We start from the raw sequence: 15,558 nt of genomic DNA, 5'->3' as shown, positions 1-15,558 counted from the left end.
CCGCCGGCGCGGCGGCCGGAGCCGGGGGACATCTGGTGGGCCGACGTGCCGTACGAGGACGGGCCGGGGTCGAAGGACCGGCCGTGTCTGGTGCTGGCGGTGCGGGGTGATGCGGCGGTCGTCGCGAAGATCACCAGCAAGTACCGTGACGAGCGGCCGGGGGTGATCGCGCTGCCGCCCGGGTCTGTGGGGGATACGCGGGGGCGGGCGAGCTTTCTGGAGACGGACGAGCTGCGGGATGTGCCGCTGTGGGAGTTCCGGCGGCGGGTGGGGACGGTGGACCCGCTGGTCTGGGACCAGGTGCGGCACCTGGCGACGGGGTAGGCCGTTTCTTTCCCCACCCCGCCCCTTCCCGAACTGGGGCTCCGCCCCAGACCCCGTTCGCGCCTGTGGGGGTACCCCCTGCTCGAAGAGCTTGGGGGAGCTCGTCCTCAAACGCCGGACGGGCTGAAATCAGCCCCTCCGGCGATTGAGGAGCTGGGCCTACGCCCAGAGTTGGTCCTGGAGGGTTTCGATGGCGGCTTCTGTGGTCGGGGCCGTGTAGACGCCCGTCGACAGGTACTTCCAGCCGCCGTCGGCGACGACGAAGACGATGTCGGCCGGGTCGCCGGCCTTCAGGGCCTTCCTGCCGACGCCGATCGCCGCGTGGAGGGCCGCGCCCGTGGAGACGCCCGCGAAGATGCCCTCCTGCTGGAGGAGCTCACGGGTGCGGGTCACCGCGTCGGCGGAGCCGACCGAGAAGCGGGTCGTGAGGACCGAGGCGTCGTACAGCTCCGGGACGAAGCCCTCGTCGAGGTTCCGCAGGCCGTACACGAGGTCGTCGTAGCGGGGCTCGGCGGCGACGATGCGTACGTCGGGCTTGTGCTCGCGCAGGTAGCGGCCGACGCCCATCAGAGTGCCCGTCGTGCCGAGGCCGGCCACGAAGTGCGTGATCGACGGGAGGTCGGCGAGGATCTCCGGGCCCGTCGTCGCGTAGTGGGCGCCCGCGTTGTCCGGGTTGCCGTACTGGTAGAGCATCACCCAGTCCGGGTGCTCGGCCGACAGCTCCTTGGCGACCCGTACCGCCGTGTTGGAACCGCCCGCCGCCGGCGAGGAGATGATCTCCGCGCCCCACATGGCGAGCAGGTCGCGCCGCTCCTGGGAGGTGTTCTCCGGCATGACGCACACGATGCGGTAGCCCTTGAGCTTGGCCGCCATGGCCAGGCTGATGCCCGTGTTGCCGGACGTCGGCTCCAGGATCGTGCAGCCCGGTGTCAGGCGGCCGTCCTTCTCCGCCTGCTCGATCATGTGCAGCGCCGGGCGGTCCTTGACCGAGCCGGTCGGATTGCGGTCCTCCAGCTTGGCCCAGATGCGTACGTCGTCCGACAGGGACAGGCGCGGCAGGCGGACCAGCGGCGTGTTGCCGACGGCCGCCAGGGGGCTGTCGTACCGCATGTCAGGCCATACCGCCGGCCACGGCCGGAAGGATCGTGACGTTGTCGCCGTCGGCCAGCTTCGTGGAGATGCCGTCCAGGAAGCGGACGTCCTCGTCGTTCAGGTACACGTTCACGAAGCGGCGGAGCTCGCCGCCGGCGGCCTGGTCGACGATGCGCTCGTGGATGCCCGTGTGGCGGGTCTCGAGGTCGGCGAACAGCTCGGCGAGGGTCTCCCCGCTGCCCTCGACGGCCTTGGCGCCGTCGGTGTAGGTGCGGAGGATGGTCGGGATGCGGACCTCGATGGCCATGGTGTGGGCTCCTGTGGGAAGGCGGCAGGCTGGGCAGGTGACAGCGGCGCCCGTGACCGGGCGCGCGCGATGCGCTGGTGCGTGCGGGGACTGCGGAGTTCGGTCGTGCGCGGGGCCGCGGCTCAGGCGGCAGCGCCGCTGCGACACATGGCGCTGGCGAGGCGGCACAGGTCGACGTGCAGCCGCGCCACGAGCAGGACGGTGCCCGGCGTCTGTTCGCTCACGTCGATGGAAACCATGCGGGCATCGTAACGATTCCCGGTGCACCCGGAAGAGTGTGATCTCATCACGTGGACATTCTTCGCTCGACATGTGGACGCCCGATCGGTGCGTCGCAGGTCAGCGGCGCCTCAGTACGCCTCGACGACCTTGACCTCCTCCTCGGTGATCTCGCCGTCCACGATCCGGTACGAGCGGAACTGGAAGGGTCCCGCGTCGTCCGTGTCCGCCGTGGAGACCAGCACGTAGTGGGCACCGGGTTCATTGGCGTACGAGACGTCGGTACGGGACGGGTACGCCTCGGTCGCGGTGTGCGAGTGGTAGATCACGACCGGCTCCTCGTCGCGGTCGTCCATCTCGCGGTAGAGCTTCAGCAGATCGCCCGAGTCGAACTCGTAGAACGTGGGCGAGCGGGCGGCGTTCAGCATCGGGACGAAGCGCTCGGGGCGCCCCGTGCCGGCCGGTCCCGCGACCACGCCGCAGGCCTCGTCCGGGTGGTCGGCGCGGGCGTGCGCGACGATCTGGTCGTACAGGTCCCGTGTGATGGTCAGCATGGGGTTCAGGATAAGCAGACGGGCCCTGCCGTACCGAGGGACGGTACGGCAGGGCCCACATGCTGGACGGAGCCCCGGATTCCGGGCGGTTCACTCAGGCTTTACCGCAGTCGGCTCGCTTGTCCGGCTGGGGGTCCGGGGGTTATCCCCCGGGGAAATGCAGTAGGGGCGCGTGAAGGCCGCGCCCTCCGGGTTCCGGCGGCGCAGGAAGAGGTACGCCACGCCCAGGACCAGCGCCCACAGCGGGGCGCAGTACAGCGAGACGCGCGACTCCGGGTCGTCCGCCATCAGCCCGACGACCAGGCCCAGGAAGGCCAGCGCGAACCAGCTCGTCCAGGGCGCCCCGGGGGCCTTGAACGAGGACTCCGGCAGCTCGCCGCGGTCGGCGCGGGCCCGGTAGCGGATGTGGCTGACCAAGATCATGATCCAGGCCCACATGCCGGAGACCGTCGCGAAGGAGACGACCTTCTCGAACGCGTCGCCCGGCCAGCGATAGTTGATCCACACGCCGACGAGCATGAGCGCCGCGGAGAAGGTGGTGCCGACCAGCGGGGTGCCGGAGCGGGTCAGCCGCGTGAAGAGCCGCGGGCCCTGCCCGTTGAGCGCGAGGTCGCGCAGCATGCGGCCGGTGGAGTACATGCCGGAGTTGCAGGACGACAGGGCGGCGGTGAGGACGACGAAGTTCACGATGGCCGCGCCGACCCCGAGTCCCATCTTCTCGAAGGCCGCGACGAACGGTGAGACGCCGGGCTGGAACTCGGTCCACGGCACCACCGAGAGGATCATGACGAGCGCGCCGACGTAGAAGACGGCGATCCGCCACGGCACGGTGTTGATGGCCTTCGGCAGGGTCGTCTCGGGGTCCTTGGACTCGCCCGCCGTGACACCGACCAGTTCGACGGCGAGGAACGCGAACATCACGATCTGCAGGGTCGCGAGCGTGCCGCCGACCCCGGTCGGGAAGAACCCGCCGTCCGACCAGAGGTGGCTGACGGAGGCGGTGTCCCCGGCGTCCGAGAAGCCGAGCGTGAGGATGCCGGCGCAGATGAGGATCATGCCGATGATCGCGGTGACCTTGACCATCGAGAACCAGAACTCCAGCTCGCCGAAGAGCTTCACGGAGATCAGGTTCGCGCCGTACAGGACGACCGTGAACACGAGGGCGGATATCCACTGGGGGATGTCCCACCAGTACGTCATGTACGTGGCGGCCGCGGTGACCTCGGTGATGCCGGTGACCACCCAGAACAGCCAGTACGTCCAGCCGGTGACGAAGCCCGCGAAGGGGCCGACGAACTCGCGGGCGTACTCGGCGAACGAGCCGGACACCGGGCGGTACATCAGCAGCTCGCCCAGCGCGCGCATGATGAAGAAGATGACGAGACCGGCGGCGGCGTAGGCCAGGATCAGGCTGGGGCCCGCCATGGAGATGGCCTTGCCCGCGCCGAGGAACAGGCCGGTGCCGATGGCTCCGCCGATCGCGATCATCTGGATCTGGCGGGCGCCGAGTCCCCGCTGGTAGCCCTCGTCGGCGGCCCCGTCGCCGCCGTGTTCTTTCTCGACCTGCAGTGAGGTCATGGTTGTGGTGCGCCTTTCTCCACGCTGATCCCCCCGGACATGGCTGGAGTGCCGCCGGCGGTCGGCCGGCTGTGGCGCCCCCGGCGACATGGGTGGCGTCGCCGGGCGGTCGTGCAGATGTATCACGGCCGCACACATATGGGACGAAGCGCTCTGTGAGCCAGTGCACAGGTGAAACAGCACAAAGCCGCACCTCGCGGGGCGAAAGGTGCGGCTGTTCATTAACAGATCGTTATACGGAGTTGAGCGTCCGCTGAGCGAACGCCTGGCGAACGCCCGCGACCGCCCCGCGAACGCGGCGCCCCCCGCGCCGGCGGACCGGTGCGGGGGACGTCGTGTCGTACGGGTTGTACGGGTGGTGGTGCCGGGAGACCGTCAGAGGGTCTTGGCCGGCTCCTCCGCCTCGACCTCGTCGGTGTCCTCGCCGGCGTCGCGGCGGCGGACGAAGGCCAGGAAGGAGTTGAGCTCCTTCTTGACGACCGGGGCGAGCAGGTACAGGCCGATGATGTTGACGACGGCCAGCAGGAAGAGGACCGAGTCGGCCAGGGAGATCAGCGCGTCCAGCGACATCAGCGAGCCGAGGACGGCGATGAGCGAGTAGAGGACCTTGAAGGTGATCTCGCTCGCCTTGCTGCGGCCGAACATGTGCGTCCAGGCCTTGAGGCAGTAGTAGCCCCAGGTGATCAGCGTGGAGAAGGCGAACAGCAGGACCGCGAGGGTCAGGATGTACGGGAACCACGGCATCGCGGTCGCGAAGGCGTCCGAGGTGATGGTGACGCCGCCGATGCTCTCGCCCTCGCGGGCCTTCAGCCAGCTGTCCGGGCTCGCGATGACGATGGTCAGCGCGGTCATGGTGCAGATGACGACCGTGTCGATGAACGGCTCCAGCAGGGCCACCAGACCCTCGGATGCGGGGTGCTTGGTCTTGACCGCGGAGTGGGCGATCGGGGCGGAGCCCAGACCGGCCTCGTTGGAGAAGGCGGCACGCTTGAAGCCGACGATCAGGGCACCGATGACACCACCGGCGACACCCTTCGGGCTGAACGCCTCGGTGATGATCGTGGTGACGGCGGACGGCAGCGCGGTGACGTTGGTCAGGATGACCACGAGGCAGGCGATGATGTAGATGATCGCCATGGCCGGGACGAGGCGGCTGGTCACCGAGGCGACGGAGCGGAGGCCGCCGAGGAGGACCAGGCCGACGAGGGCGGCGATCAGGATGCCGAAGAACAGCGCGAAGGTCGAGGAGCCGCCGCCGGCGACGGACGCGAGCTGGCTGTAGCTCTGGTTGACCTGGAACAGGTTGCCGCCGAAGAGGCCGAAGAAGAGGACCATGACGGCGGCGGCGAAGGCGAGCACCTTGCCGGCGGTCGCGGCGCCCGGGCCGAAGCGGTCGACGAGACCCTTGCGCAGGTAGTGCATCGGGCCACCGGAGACGGTGCCGTCCTCGTGCACCTCCCGGTACTTCACGCCCAGCGTGACCTCGACGAACTTGGAGGCCATGCCGAGCAGACCACAGAGGATCATCCAGAAGGTGGCGCCGGGGCCGCCGATGGAGACGGCGACGGCCACACCCGCGATGTTGCCGAGACCGACGGTGCCGGAGACGGCCGCCGTCAGGGCCTGGAAGTGGTTGACCTCACCGGCCGACCCCTTCTCGTCGTACTTGCCGCGTACGACGTTCACCGCGAGCTTGAACTTGCGGAACTGGACGAACCCGAACCAGCCCGTGAACACCAGACCAGCCACGACGAGCCAGGCGACGATGAGCGGGAGCTCGGTTCCCGCGACGGGGACCGAGTAGAACACGATGTCGCCGAGCCAGGTGGCGACAGGATTGAAGAAGTCGCTGACTGATTGGTCGATGTTCTTGGTGATGGAGTCGAGTGACATCTGACTACCTCAATGGCGCAGGGGAACCCACCGGGCATGGGCCGACGGGAGAGGGGTGCGGTTGAGCGAACGCCGTTGTCCGATCGGCGACGTGTCACCCTCGTCGGCCGCGGACATCGGACGACGTGGGTCACACAGGTCGTGCATCGCGACTGGTGATGGACCAGTCACTCCACGCTGCGGCCTGGTGGGCCGCTGTGGAGTTGCGAAGTTTTACCACGTGTTTCACTGATCGTTGCGTGAGCCAGGTCACACCCTGACCGAGCGAACCTGCCACGGGGAAGAGAAGTGCAGGAGCGGTGATGCGATCGTTATGCGGATTCCGTCGTCCGGTGAGCGGACGCCGCGCCGCGCCGGATCAGTGTGTAGGAGACGGCCGCCGCCTGCACCCGTTACGCCTCATCCCGGTGTACGGAAGCGGGACTTACGACGGGACTACGACGACGGCATCAGCGTCTCGACGAGGGTCTCCTGCAAGGCGCCCAGCCACAAGTAGGCCATCACCATCGGTTTGCGCGGATCCGAGTCGGGCAGCCGGTAGAGGTCGCTGGTCTCGTCCTCGTCGGAGACCTCAAGGCGGGTGCCGATGGTGAGACGGAGGTCGTTGAGGGCGCCGAGCCAGCGGCGTGACTCCTCGGGCGTGAGCTCCAGACGGGCGCCGCCGCCCTGCTCCCCCGACTCCTCCTGCCCCTCCTGCCCCTCCGTCTGCGCCGTGAGGCCGTCGAGGCTGCGGACGACGGTGAGCGCGTCCTCGCGCTTGCGGGCGCGCAGATCGTTCTCCGTGTAGCGGCGGAACTCGGCGGACGCGGCCCGGAGTTGCTCGTCCTCGTCGCCGTACGCCTCGGGGAAGAGGCGCGCCAGCGCCGGGTCCGACGGGGGCTTGCTGGGGCCGTCCTGGAACAGCGCGGCGAGCGGGTCCTCACCCTGCGGCGGCTCGTCGCCGGGCCCGATCAGCTCCAGCATCTGCACGGCCAGCGAGCGCAGGATGGAGATCTCGACCTCGTCCAGGGGCACGGTCGCGCCGCCGCCGGGCAGCGCCTCGAAGTGGCCGCTCATCAGCCGCGGTCCTGGGAGAGCGTGGCCCACAGTCCGTAACCGTGCATCGCCTGCACGTCGCGTTCCATCTCCTCGCGGGTGCCGCTGGAGACCACGGCCCGGCCCTTGTGGTGCACGTCGAGCATCAGCTTGTGCGCCTTGTCCTTGGAGTAGCCGAAGTACGTCTGGAAGACGTAGGTCACATAGCTCATGAGGTTGACCGGGTCGTTGTGGACGATCGTCACCCACGGCACGTCGGGCTCGGTGACGGCGAAGCCCTCTTCGGCCGGCTGGGTACGTTCGATCTCTACGGGAGCAACACTCACTCCCCCAATGCTGCCACTGAGGGTGGGGGGTCGCACAAACGGGCCACGCCAAGGGCGGTACGGCATCCACACGGAGAAATCGTCAGACTGACGAGTATTCGGGGTACGATCCTGGCATGAACGCTGCGGACCCAGGGCTCCCGGTGGCAGTGCCGTCCACCGCGCTCTTCACCGACCAGTACGAGCTGACCATGCTCCAGGCCGCCCTGCGGGGCGGCACCGCCGACCGCCACTCGGTCTTCGAGGTCTTCACGCGCCGGCTGCCGGAAGGGCGCCGCTACGGGGTCGTGGCCGGCACCGGCCGCGTCCTGGACGCCGTGGAGAACTTCCGCTTCGACGCGGGCGTCCTCGACTTCCTGCGCTCGCGTGGGGTCGTCGACGGGCCGACGCTCGAATGGCTCGCCTCGTACCGCTTCAGCGGGGACATCTGGGGCTACCCCGAGGGCGAGGTGTACTTCCCGGGGTCGCCGGTGCTGCGCGTGGAGGGGACGTTCGCGGAGTGCGTCCTGCTGGAGACGGTGATCCTGTCGATCCTCAACCACGACTCGGCGATCGCCGCGGCCGCGTCCCGGATGGCGACGGCCGCGGGCGGGCGGCGGCTGGTCGAGATGGGCGCCCGGCGGACGCACGAGCTGGCCGCGGTGGCGGCGGCGCGTGCCGCGTACGTGGGCGGCTTCGACTCGACGTCCGACCTGGCGGCGGGGTTCCGGTACGGCATCCCCACGGTCGGGACGTCCGCGCACGCCTTCATCCTGCTGCACGACAGCGAGCGGGACGCGTTCCGGGCGCAGGTGGAGTCGCTGGGGCGGGGTACGACGCTGCTGGTCGACACGTACGACGTGGCCGAGGCGGTGCGTACCGCGGTGGAGGTGGCCGGGCCGGGTCTCGGCGCGGTGCGCATCGACTCGGGCGACCTGCTGCTGGTGGCGCACCGGGTGCGGCAGCAGCTGGACGAGCTGGGGGCGCGGGACACGCGGATCCTGGTCACGTCGGACCTGGACGAGTACGCGATCGCGTCACTGGCGGCGGCGCCGGTGGACGCGTACGGGGTCGGGACGCAGCTCGTGACGGGGAGCGGGCATCCGACGTGCTCGATGGTCTACAAGCTGGTGGCGCGGGCGGACTCGGCGGAGCCGGGGGCGCCGCTGCGGGCGGTCGCGAAGAAGTCGCTGGGCGGGAAGGCGTCCGTGGGCGGGCGGAAGTGGGCGGCGCGGCGGGTCGACGCGGAGGGGGTCGCGGAGGCGGAGGTCGTGGGCACCGGGGCGGTGCCTCCCGAGCTGGTGGAGCGGCAGCTGCTGGTGCCGCTGGTGAAGGCGGGGGAGGTCGTGGCGCGGGAGCCGCTGGAGGCCGCGCGGGCGCGGCACATCGCGGCGCGTTCGTCGCTGCCGCTGTCGGCGGTCCAGCTGTCGCGGGGCGAGCCGGTGCTCCCGACGGAGCTGGTCACGGGGGCGTGAGACGTGCGGGTGGGTGGGTTCGGGCGGGTCGGGCGCGGGCGGGCCGGTTCCGCTGTGCCCACCCTCCCCCAAGCTCTCGACTTCGCTCGAGCAGGGGGGACCCCCATCGCCCTGCGGAACGCATGCCCACAGCAGAACCGGCGGTCCGGGCGGGCGTGCCGCTCCACGGCGAAACCGGCGGTCCGGCCGAGCGCAGCGCCCCGTAGGGCTGTGCCCTCTCCCGTTGGGTGGGGGGAGTCTCTACGCTCGGAGGTATCCCCGACTGTTCACCGACCGCTCCCCCACCTAAGGACAACCGCCATGCACCGCGCATTGATCGTCGTCGACGTTCAGAACGACTTCTGCGAGGGCGGCAGCCTCGCGGTGGCGGGGGGTGCGGATGTCGCCGCCGCCATCACGGACCTGATCGGCGAGGCCGCCGGGCCCGTCTACCGGCATGTCGTCGCCACCCGGGACCACCACATCGAGCCGGGGGACCACTTCTCCCCGCACCCCGATTTCGTGCGGTCCTGGCCGCCGCACTGCGTCGCCGGGACCGAGGGCGTCGGGTTCCACCCGAACTTCGCGCCCGCCGTCGCCTCCGGGGCCATCGACGCCGTGTTCGACAAGGGCGCCTACGCCGCCGCGTACAGCGGCTTCGAGGGCACCGACGAGAACGACCTCCCGCTCGCTGACTGGCTGCGCGCCCACGACGTGACCGAGGTGGACGTCGTGGGCATCGCCACCGACCACTGCGTCCGCGCCACCGCCCTCGACGCCGCCGCCGAGGGGTTCCGCACCCAGGTGCTGCTCGACCTCACCGCGGGGGTCTCAGCCGAGAGCACGCAGAAGGCGCTCGAAGAGCTCCGGGACGCCGGTGTGGAGCTGACGGGCAAGCCGGTCGTCTAGCCGGTGCGCTGAGCCGCGCTGAGCCGCTCCCCGGCCTCTCACGGCCGCAGCAGGGCCCGTATCGGCTGCCACAGCTCCAGGGCCCTGCTCGGCGTCGTGCGCCACAGCAGGCCGTCCGGGTGGTGCAGCACCGCCGTGATCTCGTCCGGCGTCGGCGGGTGCGTGTTGCCGCGCAGGTAGGCGCGCAGGCCCAGGTTGCGGAGGCGGGTCAGGGCACGCGGCCGGTTCAGCGCGTGGACCAGCACCCGCACGTCCCCGTCACCCGCCGGGTTCGGCAGGCTCAGGGCCACCACCACACTGCCGCCTGGCAACTTGCAGAAACCACCACCGGGCATGCCGAAACGCTCCCCCGTGAAACGTGTGTCAATAAGACTTGGTCACCTGCACCTAAACACGATCGGCCGCCGCCCGCTAGAGGGCGACGGCCGATCATGCGTTGACCTGCGGTGATGCTGCTTACTTCGTGGACGGACCCACCTGGACCGTGATCGTCTGGCCGCTGCGCGGCTGCTTGACGATGGCGATCTTGGTGTTGGTGTCAGTTACCTTGACGCTGGCCCGCGCGTTCTCCTCGTACCAGTAGACGCCCTTGCGGTCGTCGAAGACCGAGTTGCCCACGTGGTTGCGGATGCGCTGCTCCACACCCGCCTTGTGGAGGGTGAGGCCCTGGTAGCGGAAGCGGCTGAACGGCGAGTCGTACGACTGGATGCGGTTGCGCATCAGCGTGCCGTCCTTCCACCGCAGCGGCTCCGGGTTGGCGTCGACCGGAAGGATCAGGCCCTCACCGGGGTGGACGGCCGTGTTGTTGTCCTTCTGGGAGGTGTCCCACTTCCAGATCAGCAGACCGGTCTGGTACGGGAAGTGCTCGACCCAGCTCGCCTTGTCGCCCGTGAAGCCGAAGTTGTACGGGCCGACCTTCAGGGTCGCGTCGTACGAGACGTACTGACGGTTCTCCGCGATGTAGTACTGCGGGTAGTCGTCGGTGATCGCCGCGCCGATGCGGGAGAAGCCGTTCGTGGTCCAGCCGTCGGCCGCGCCCTCGGCGTCGTCCGCGAACAGCTCGGCGCCGTCCGCCGTGAAGACGATGTTGTCGGCCGCGAAGCCGCGCTCGGCCACACCGCCGTCCGTGAGGTAGCGGAAGCGGAAGTCGACCTTCTTGCCGGCGTAGGCGTCGAGCGGGTAGACGAGCTTCTTGAAGCCCTCGGAGTGGCTGCTGAGCGCCGGGGCGCCGCTCGCGTCCCGGTCGATGGCCGCGCCGTCGGCGGTGCCGTCCAGGGCGGTCCAGGTGGCGCCGCCGTCCGTGGAGACCTCGGCGTACAGGTAGTCGTACTCGGCCTCGATCTCCCACCAGGCGTCGAGGCTCAGCTCGGCCTTGGACTTGCCGGTGAGGTCGACGGACTGGGTGAGGGTGTTCTTGAGGTCGTCGCCCATGTTGCTCCACCACTGCATGGAGCCCTGGACCGGCTTGACGATCTCGGTGCTGACCCGCTTCTTCGGCAGCTCGACGACCAGCGCCTGCGGGTTCTTGGTGTTGTACTCGGCGACACCCAGCTTGTGCTTCGACTTGGTGGCGGCCTTGGCCTTCTCGTAGTTGAGCCAGCCGAGCTGCAGCTTGTCCCAGGCGGTCATGTCGCCCGGCATGTCGCCGATGCTGTCGCCGCCGGTGCCCAGCCAGGAGCCGGAGGACATCAGGGACCAGAAGCCCGTGGAGTTCTCGGCGCCCGGACGGCCGGACGTGTCGTACAGGTCCGGCAGGCCGAGGTCGTGGCCGTACTCGTGGGCGAAGACGCCGAGGCCGCCGTTCTCGGGCTGCACGGTGTAGTCGCCGACCCAGATGCCGGTGTCGCCGATCTGGGCGCCGCCCGCCTTGTTGTGCTCCGGGCCGGTCTTGCCGGCGTTCGTGCCGTACGCGTACCAGCGGTGCGCCCACACGGCGTCGCCGCCCTGGGCACCGCCGCCGGCCGACTCGTCCTCGCCCGCGTGGACGATCTGGAAGTGGTCGATGTAGCCGTCGGACTCGTTGAAGTCGCCGTCGCCGTCGTGGTCGTAGCGGTCCCACTTGTCGTACTGGGACAGGGCCGCCTTGATCTCCTCGGGGGACTTGCCCTGCGCCTTCTGCTGGTCGGCCCAGGCGTTCACACCGTCGCGGACCAGGTCCCAGACGTTGGCGCAGTTGGACTGGCCGCAGTAGTTCGAGCCGTAACGGGCCTCGTTGTAGTCGACCTTGACCCAGTCGGTGACCGTGCCCTGGACCGAGTAGCGGCCCGAGGACTGACGCTCGTAGTAGGTCTTGAGCGAGTGCTTCTGGCGGCCCTTCTCGTCCTTGCCCTCGCCGAAGTACAGGTCCTGGAAGTGCTCCCGGCTGTAGTCCTCCTGCCAGGCGGTCGAGTTGTCCTTCGTCCGGTCCGGCTTGGCTATCTGGTTGTGCAGCGGGCCGGGCGTGCCGCCGTACTTGGGCTTCGGCTCGTCGGTGTCGTCGTCCTTGCGGTCGACGAGGGTCTCGTTGTCGACCTTGTCGCCGAACTCGACCAGGATGGTGAAGATGCTGTCGGTCTTCTCGCGCGCCAGCTCGACGTACTTCTTGTTGTCGAGCTTGACGACCTGGGAGCCGCCGCGCTTCTGCACCTTGGACTCGCCGGACAGCACCTGCTCCAGGGCGGCCTGGCGCTCCTTGGCCTGCTGGTCGCTGAACGGGCCCTTGAGGTCGTGGTCGACATGGCCCGCGTGCTCGGCACCGTGCGCGTGGCCCTCCTCGGCCGCGCCCGGTGCCGGGTCATGACGTTCGATGCCCGCGTCGGGGCGGTTGTCGGCCTGAGCCGTGGTGAGTGCGCCTGCGGTGGCGGCGGTCGCGGCCAGGGCCACGACGACCGCGGACGCGCGGAACGCCCGTCGTCTGATGGTCACTTGTTGTTTCCTCCCCTGCGCACCGCTCGACGCGGATGGGGGGTCACGTGATTATCCGCGTGCGGTGTCGCGCCACAAGTGACGACATTCGACCGGACTTACGCGAGAAAAGACAGTCTTGACTTGCACAGGCCAAGCCCCTATGTGAACACGCCCATCCGCATACCGGACAGCGGAATCTGGCCGGCGGATCACCGGCGGGAGGGCCCCACGCGCACGGTCACCGTCGCGCCGCCCGGCGGCTCGGCGACCACCCCGATACGGGTGTTGGTGTCCGCGGTCCGCACACTGCCATAGGGATTCTCGGCGGACCAGTAGACGCCCGCGCGGTCGTCGAACACCGGATTGCCCGGCTGCGGCGGGATGTACGTCGGCTCGTCCAGCCGGTGCAGCGTGAACCCCGGCACCGGCCGCCACCCGAAGGCCGCGTCGTACGGGGTGACCCGGTTCGGCATCGGCGTGCCGTCCGCCCAGCGCATCGGCCGCGGATGCGCGTCCACCGGCAGCACGAGCCCCTCCCCCGGATGGTCCGAGACGTTGTTGTCGCGGTGCGAGGTGTCCCACAGCCAGATCAGCACACCCGGCCGGTACGCGAAGTGCTCCACCCGGCGCGCGAGCGCCCCCGTGAAGCCGAAGTTGTACGGGCCTGCCTCCAGCGTCCGGTCGTACGCCACGTACTGCCGGTTCTCGACCACGTAGTACTGCGGGTGGTCGCCCGTGACCGACGCGCCGACCCGGACGAAGCCGCGCGCCGCCCAGCCGGGGTCGATGCTCTCCGCGCCGTCCGTGAACAGCGGCACCCCGTCCGCCCGCACGGTCACGTTGTCCGCGGCGAACCCCCTGCCCGCGACCCCGCCGTCCGTCCGGTACCGGAAGCGCAGCCCGATCTCCCGCCCCGCGTACGCGTCCAGCGGGTACCGCAGTGCGCGGTACGTCCCCGAGGCACCCGTCAGGGCCGGTTTCCCGGCCGCGTCCCGCGGCACCGGCTCGCCGTCGGCCGTACCGTCCAGCGCCTGCCAGCTCGCGCCGCCGTCCGAAGACACCTGGACGTACAGGAAGTCGTAGTCCTTCTCGATGTCCCACCAGCCGTCCAGCTCCAGCACCGCCCGCCCACGGCCCGTCAGGTCCACCGTCCGCGTGAGGGTCTGGGACAGGTTGTCGCCGTGGTCGCTCCACCACTGCAGAGCGCCCCCGGCCGGGTGCACCACGGGTGTCGTCACGGTCTTGTCGGGCAGCTCGACCACCAGGGCCTGCGGATGCCGGGTCCGGTACGCGGAGACGCCGAGGCGGTGCACGGACGGCGTGGCCGCCTTCGCCTTCTCGTACGACAGCCAGCCGAGCTGGAGCTTGTCCCACGCGGTCATGTCGCCGGGCAGGTCCCCGATGGCGTCGCCGCCCGTGCCGAGCCACGAACCGGACGACATCAGCGACCAGAAGCCGACCGAGTTCTCGGCGCCGGGCACGCTGTTCGTGTCGTACAGGTCGGGCAGGCCCAGGTCGTGGGCGTACTCGTGGGCGAAGACGCCGAGGCCGCCGTTCTCCGGCTGCATCGTGTAGTCGCCCACCCAGAGGCCCGTGTCGCCGACCGGCACACCGCCCGCCTTGAAGCCGTCCGGGCCGGTGTCGCCGTCGTCCCTGCCGTACGCGTAGCCGCGATGCGCCCACAGGGCGTCGGAGCCCTGGGCGCCGCCGCCCGCCGAGCCGTCCTCGCCCGCGTGGACGAGCTGGAAGTGGTCGATGTAGCCATCGGGCTCGTCGAAGTCGCCGTCGCCGTCGTGGTCCGTGCGGTCCCACACGTCGAACCGGGCCACGTGCGCGGTGATCCGCTCGTCGCTCCAGCCGTCCGCGCGCAGCCGCGCCACCCAGGCGGCAACGGCGTCCCGCACCAGGTCCTCGACGTTGGGGCAGTTGTTCGCGCCGCAGTAGTCGGAGCCGTACCTGGCCTCGTTGTACGGGACGCGGACCCAGTCCGAGACCTCGCCATCGACCGAGTAGCGGCCGGACGACACCTGCTCGAAGTACGTCCGCAGGGAGTGCGTGCCGGGGCCGGTGCCGAAGTAGAGCCGCTCGTAGTGGGCGCGGTCGTAGTCGGGGCGCCAGTCCGTGGAGTTGTCCCGGGTGCGGTCGGGCTCCGGTATCCCGTTGTGGCGGGGGCCCGGTGTGCCGCCGTACTTCACGAGGGGCGGCTTGGGCCCGGCGGGGCCGTCCGGGTCGTACAGCGTGGTGTCGTCGACCAGGTCGCCGAACTCCACGAGGATCGCGAGGATCCGGTCGGTGCGCTCCCGGCCCAGCTCGACGTACTTGTGGTCGTCGAGACGGACGACCCGGGAGCCGCCGCGCTGCTCCACGCGGGCGTCGCCCCTCAGGACCCGTTCGAGCGCGGTCCGCCGGTGGAGCTGCTGACGGGCGCTGAAGGGGCCGTCGATGACATGGCCGTCGCCGTCCGGGTGCGGCGCGGGAGGCGTGCCGGTCGTGGCGACGGCCGGCGGAGGTGCCGGCGCGGGTGCGGCCGCCGCCGGTGCGGGTGCGGCCGCCGCCGATGCCGGTGCGGGGGTCGCCACGAGAGCCACCAGGACGGCGGTGACGGCACTCAGTTCACGGATGGTGCGGGACACGTGCTGCGGTCCTCCCCTGCGGTCCATGGCCCCTGTGCGCCCCCGGTTGCCCCGGCTCGCTCCCGGCGTACTCCGGCACGGTGGGTTAGGTCACGCTTACTGCCGGTTCCTCTCGGGCATCCACCGTCGTAGAGTCGTCAATCAGTGCGACCGCGTTGCGAGACTCCACCACGAGGACGGAAACCGCCATGCCGCGTCCGACCGCCGCACAGCTCGCCTACGGTTCGGCCACTGTCGTCTGCTCGACCGTCGCCCTCCTCCTGCTGTTCCCCACCACCACCGGGCCGGGGGTCGCGCTCGTCGGCGTGGCCGCGCTGCTGCTCGGCCTGCTCGTCACGCTGGCCGGTCCGGTACGCGCCCGGCTGCGTG

The 15,558-nt window shown here is 70.2% G+C and carries 13 protein-coding genes and 2 pseudogenes; 4 read left to right on the top strand and 11 right to left on the bottom strand.

Annotation, left to right across the window (positions count from 1 at the left end; all coding sequences use genetic code 11):
* On the top strand, positions 1-324 hold a 324-nt coding region (locus tag HTZ82_RS26545; protein WP_175411911.1), incomplete at its 5' end, for a type II toxin-antitoxin system PemK/MazF family toxin.
* 159 nt (positions 325-483) lie between these two features.
* Here HTZ82_RS26545 and HTZ82_RS26540 read toward each other — a convergent pair.
* The 8 genes and pseudogenes from HTZ82_RS26540 to clpS all read right to left on the bottom strand — a co-directional run bounded on the left by HTZ82_RS26540 (position 484) and on the right by clpS (position 7,328).
* The gene (locus HTZ82_RS26540; RefSeq protein ID WP_175411910.1) at positions 484-1,434 is read right to left on the bottom strand and encodes a PLP-dependent cysteine synthase family protein; all 951 of its coding nucleotides are present in this window, start codon (positions 1,432-1,434) and stop codon (positions 484-486) included.
* 1 nt (position 1,435) lies between these two features.
* Complete coding sequence (locus tag HTZ82_RS26535) at positions 1,436-1,723, bottom strand: MoaD/ThiS family protein (protein ID WP_175411909.1); 288 nt, start codon at positions 1,721-1,723, stop codon at positions 1,436-1,438.
* Positions 1,724-1,845: 122 nt separating this feature from the next.
* Positions 1,846-1,962, bottom strand: a complete 117-nt coding sequence (locus HTZ82_RS33140) for a putative leader peptide (RefSeq protein WP_316248241.1) — start codon at positions 1,960-1,962, stop codon at positions 1,846-1,848.
* Between the two features lie 111 nt (positions 1,963-2,073).
* Positions 2,074-2,496 carry a Mov34/MPN/PAD-1 family protein gene (locus HTZ82_RS26530; protein ID WP_175411908.1) on the bottom strand — a complete coding sequence of 141 codons (423 nt, stop codon included), beginning with the start codon at positions 2,494-2,496 and terminating at the stop codon, positions 2,074-2,076.
* 168 nt (positions 2,497-2,664) lie between these two features.
* Positions 2,665-4,074, bottom strand: a pseudogene (locus HTZ82_RS26525) (amino acid permease); the annotation flags it as partial.
* Positions 4,075-4,449: 375 nt separating this feature from the next.
* Positions 4,450-5,967 carry a sodium:alanine symporter family protein gene (locus HTZ82_RS26520; protein ID WP_175411906.1) on the bottom strand — a complete coding sequence of 506 codons (1,518 nt, stop codon included), beginning with the start codon at positions 5,965-5,967 and terminating at the stop codon, positions 4,450-4,452.
* Between the two features lie 435 nt (positions 5,968-6,402).
* Entirely contained in the window at positions 6,403-7,023 is a 621-nt protein-coding gene (locus HTZ82_RS26515; protein WP_175411905.1) for a DUF2017 domain-containing protein, read from the bottom strand.
* Positions 7,023-7,328 (bottom strand): ATP-dependent Clp protease adapter ClpS, encoded by a 306-nt coding sequence (clpS, locus tag HTZ82_RS26510; RefSeq protein ID WP_375540864.1) that lies wholly within the window; start codon positions 7,326-7,328, stop codon positions 7,023-7,025. The genes HTZ82_RS26515 and clpS overlap by 1 nt, the downstream gene beginning before the upstream one ends.
* Before the next feature lie 116 nt (positions 7,329-7,444).
* On the opposite strand from clpS, the gene HTZ82_RS26505 reads away from it, so the two are divergent.
* Together HTZ82_RS26505 and HTZ82_RS26500 are read left to right on the top strand one after the other, a co-directional pair.
* Positions 7,445-8,782 carry a nicotinate phosphoribosyltransferase gene (locus tag HTZ82_RS26505; protein ID WP_175411904.1) on the top strand — a complete coding sequence of 446 codons (1,338 nt, stop codon included), beginning with the start codon at positions 7,445-7,447 and terminating at the stop codon, positions 8,780-8,782.
* A gap of 300 nt (positions 8,783-9,082) precedes the next feature.
* Positions 9,083-9,670 carry an isochorismatase family protein gene (locus tag HTZ82_RS26500; RefSeq protein WP_175411903.1) on the top strand — a complete coding sequence of 196 codons (588 nt, stop codon included), beginning with the start codon at positions 9,083-9,085 and terminating at the stop codon, positions 9,668-9,670.
* A gap of 38 nt (positions 9,671-9,708) precedes the next feature.
* On the opposite strand, the gene HTZ82_RS26495 is transcribed toward HTZ82_RS26500, so the two are convergent.
* From HTZ82_RS26495 to HTZ82_RS26485, 3 genes are all read right to left on the bottom strand, one after another.
* Positions 9,709-10,005 carry a hypothetical protein gene (locus HTZ82_RS26495; RefSeq protein ID WP_175411902.1) on the bottom strand — a complete coding sequence of 99 codons (297 nt, stop codon included), beginning with the start codon at positions 10,003-10,005 and terminating at the stop codon, positions 9,709-9,711.
* Positions 10,006-10,126: 121 nt separating this feature from the next.
* The gene (locus HTZ82_RS26490) at positions 10,127-12,574 is read right to left on the bottom strand and encodes an immune inhibitor A domain-containing protein (RefSeq protein WP_175411901.1); all 2,448 of its coding nucleotides are present in this window, start codon (positions 12,572-12,574) and stop codon (positions 10,127-10,129) included.
* 191 nt (positions 12,575-12,765) lie between these two features.
* Positions 12,766-15,216: an immune inhibitor A domain-containing protein gene (locus HTZ82_RS26485; protein ID WP_175411900.1), complete on the bottom strand. Its 2,451-nt coding sequence runs from the start codon at positions 15,214-15,216 to the stop codon at positions 12,766-12,768.
* 161 nt (positions 15,217-15,377) lie between these two features.
* Here HTZ82_RS26485 and HTZ82_RS26480 point away from each other — a divergent pair.
* A pseudogene (locus HTZ82_RS26480) lies at positions 15,378-15,558 on the top strand (hypothetical protein); the annotation flags it as partial.

Source organism: Streptomyces sp. TRM64462, assembly GCF_013362995.1.
In the GTDB taxonomy this organism is placed as follows: Bacteria; Actinomycetota; Actinomycetes; order Streptomycetales; family Streptomycetaceae; genus Streptomyces.
Note: the sequence above shows the minus strand (reverse complement) of the source record. Positions and strands in the feature narration are given on the sequence as shown.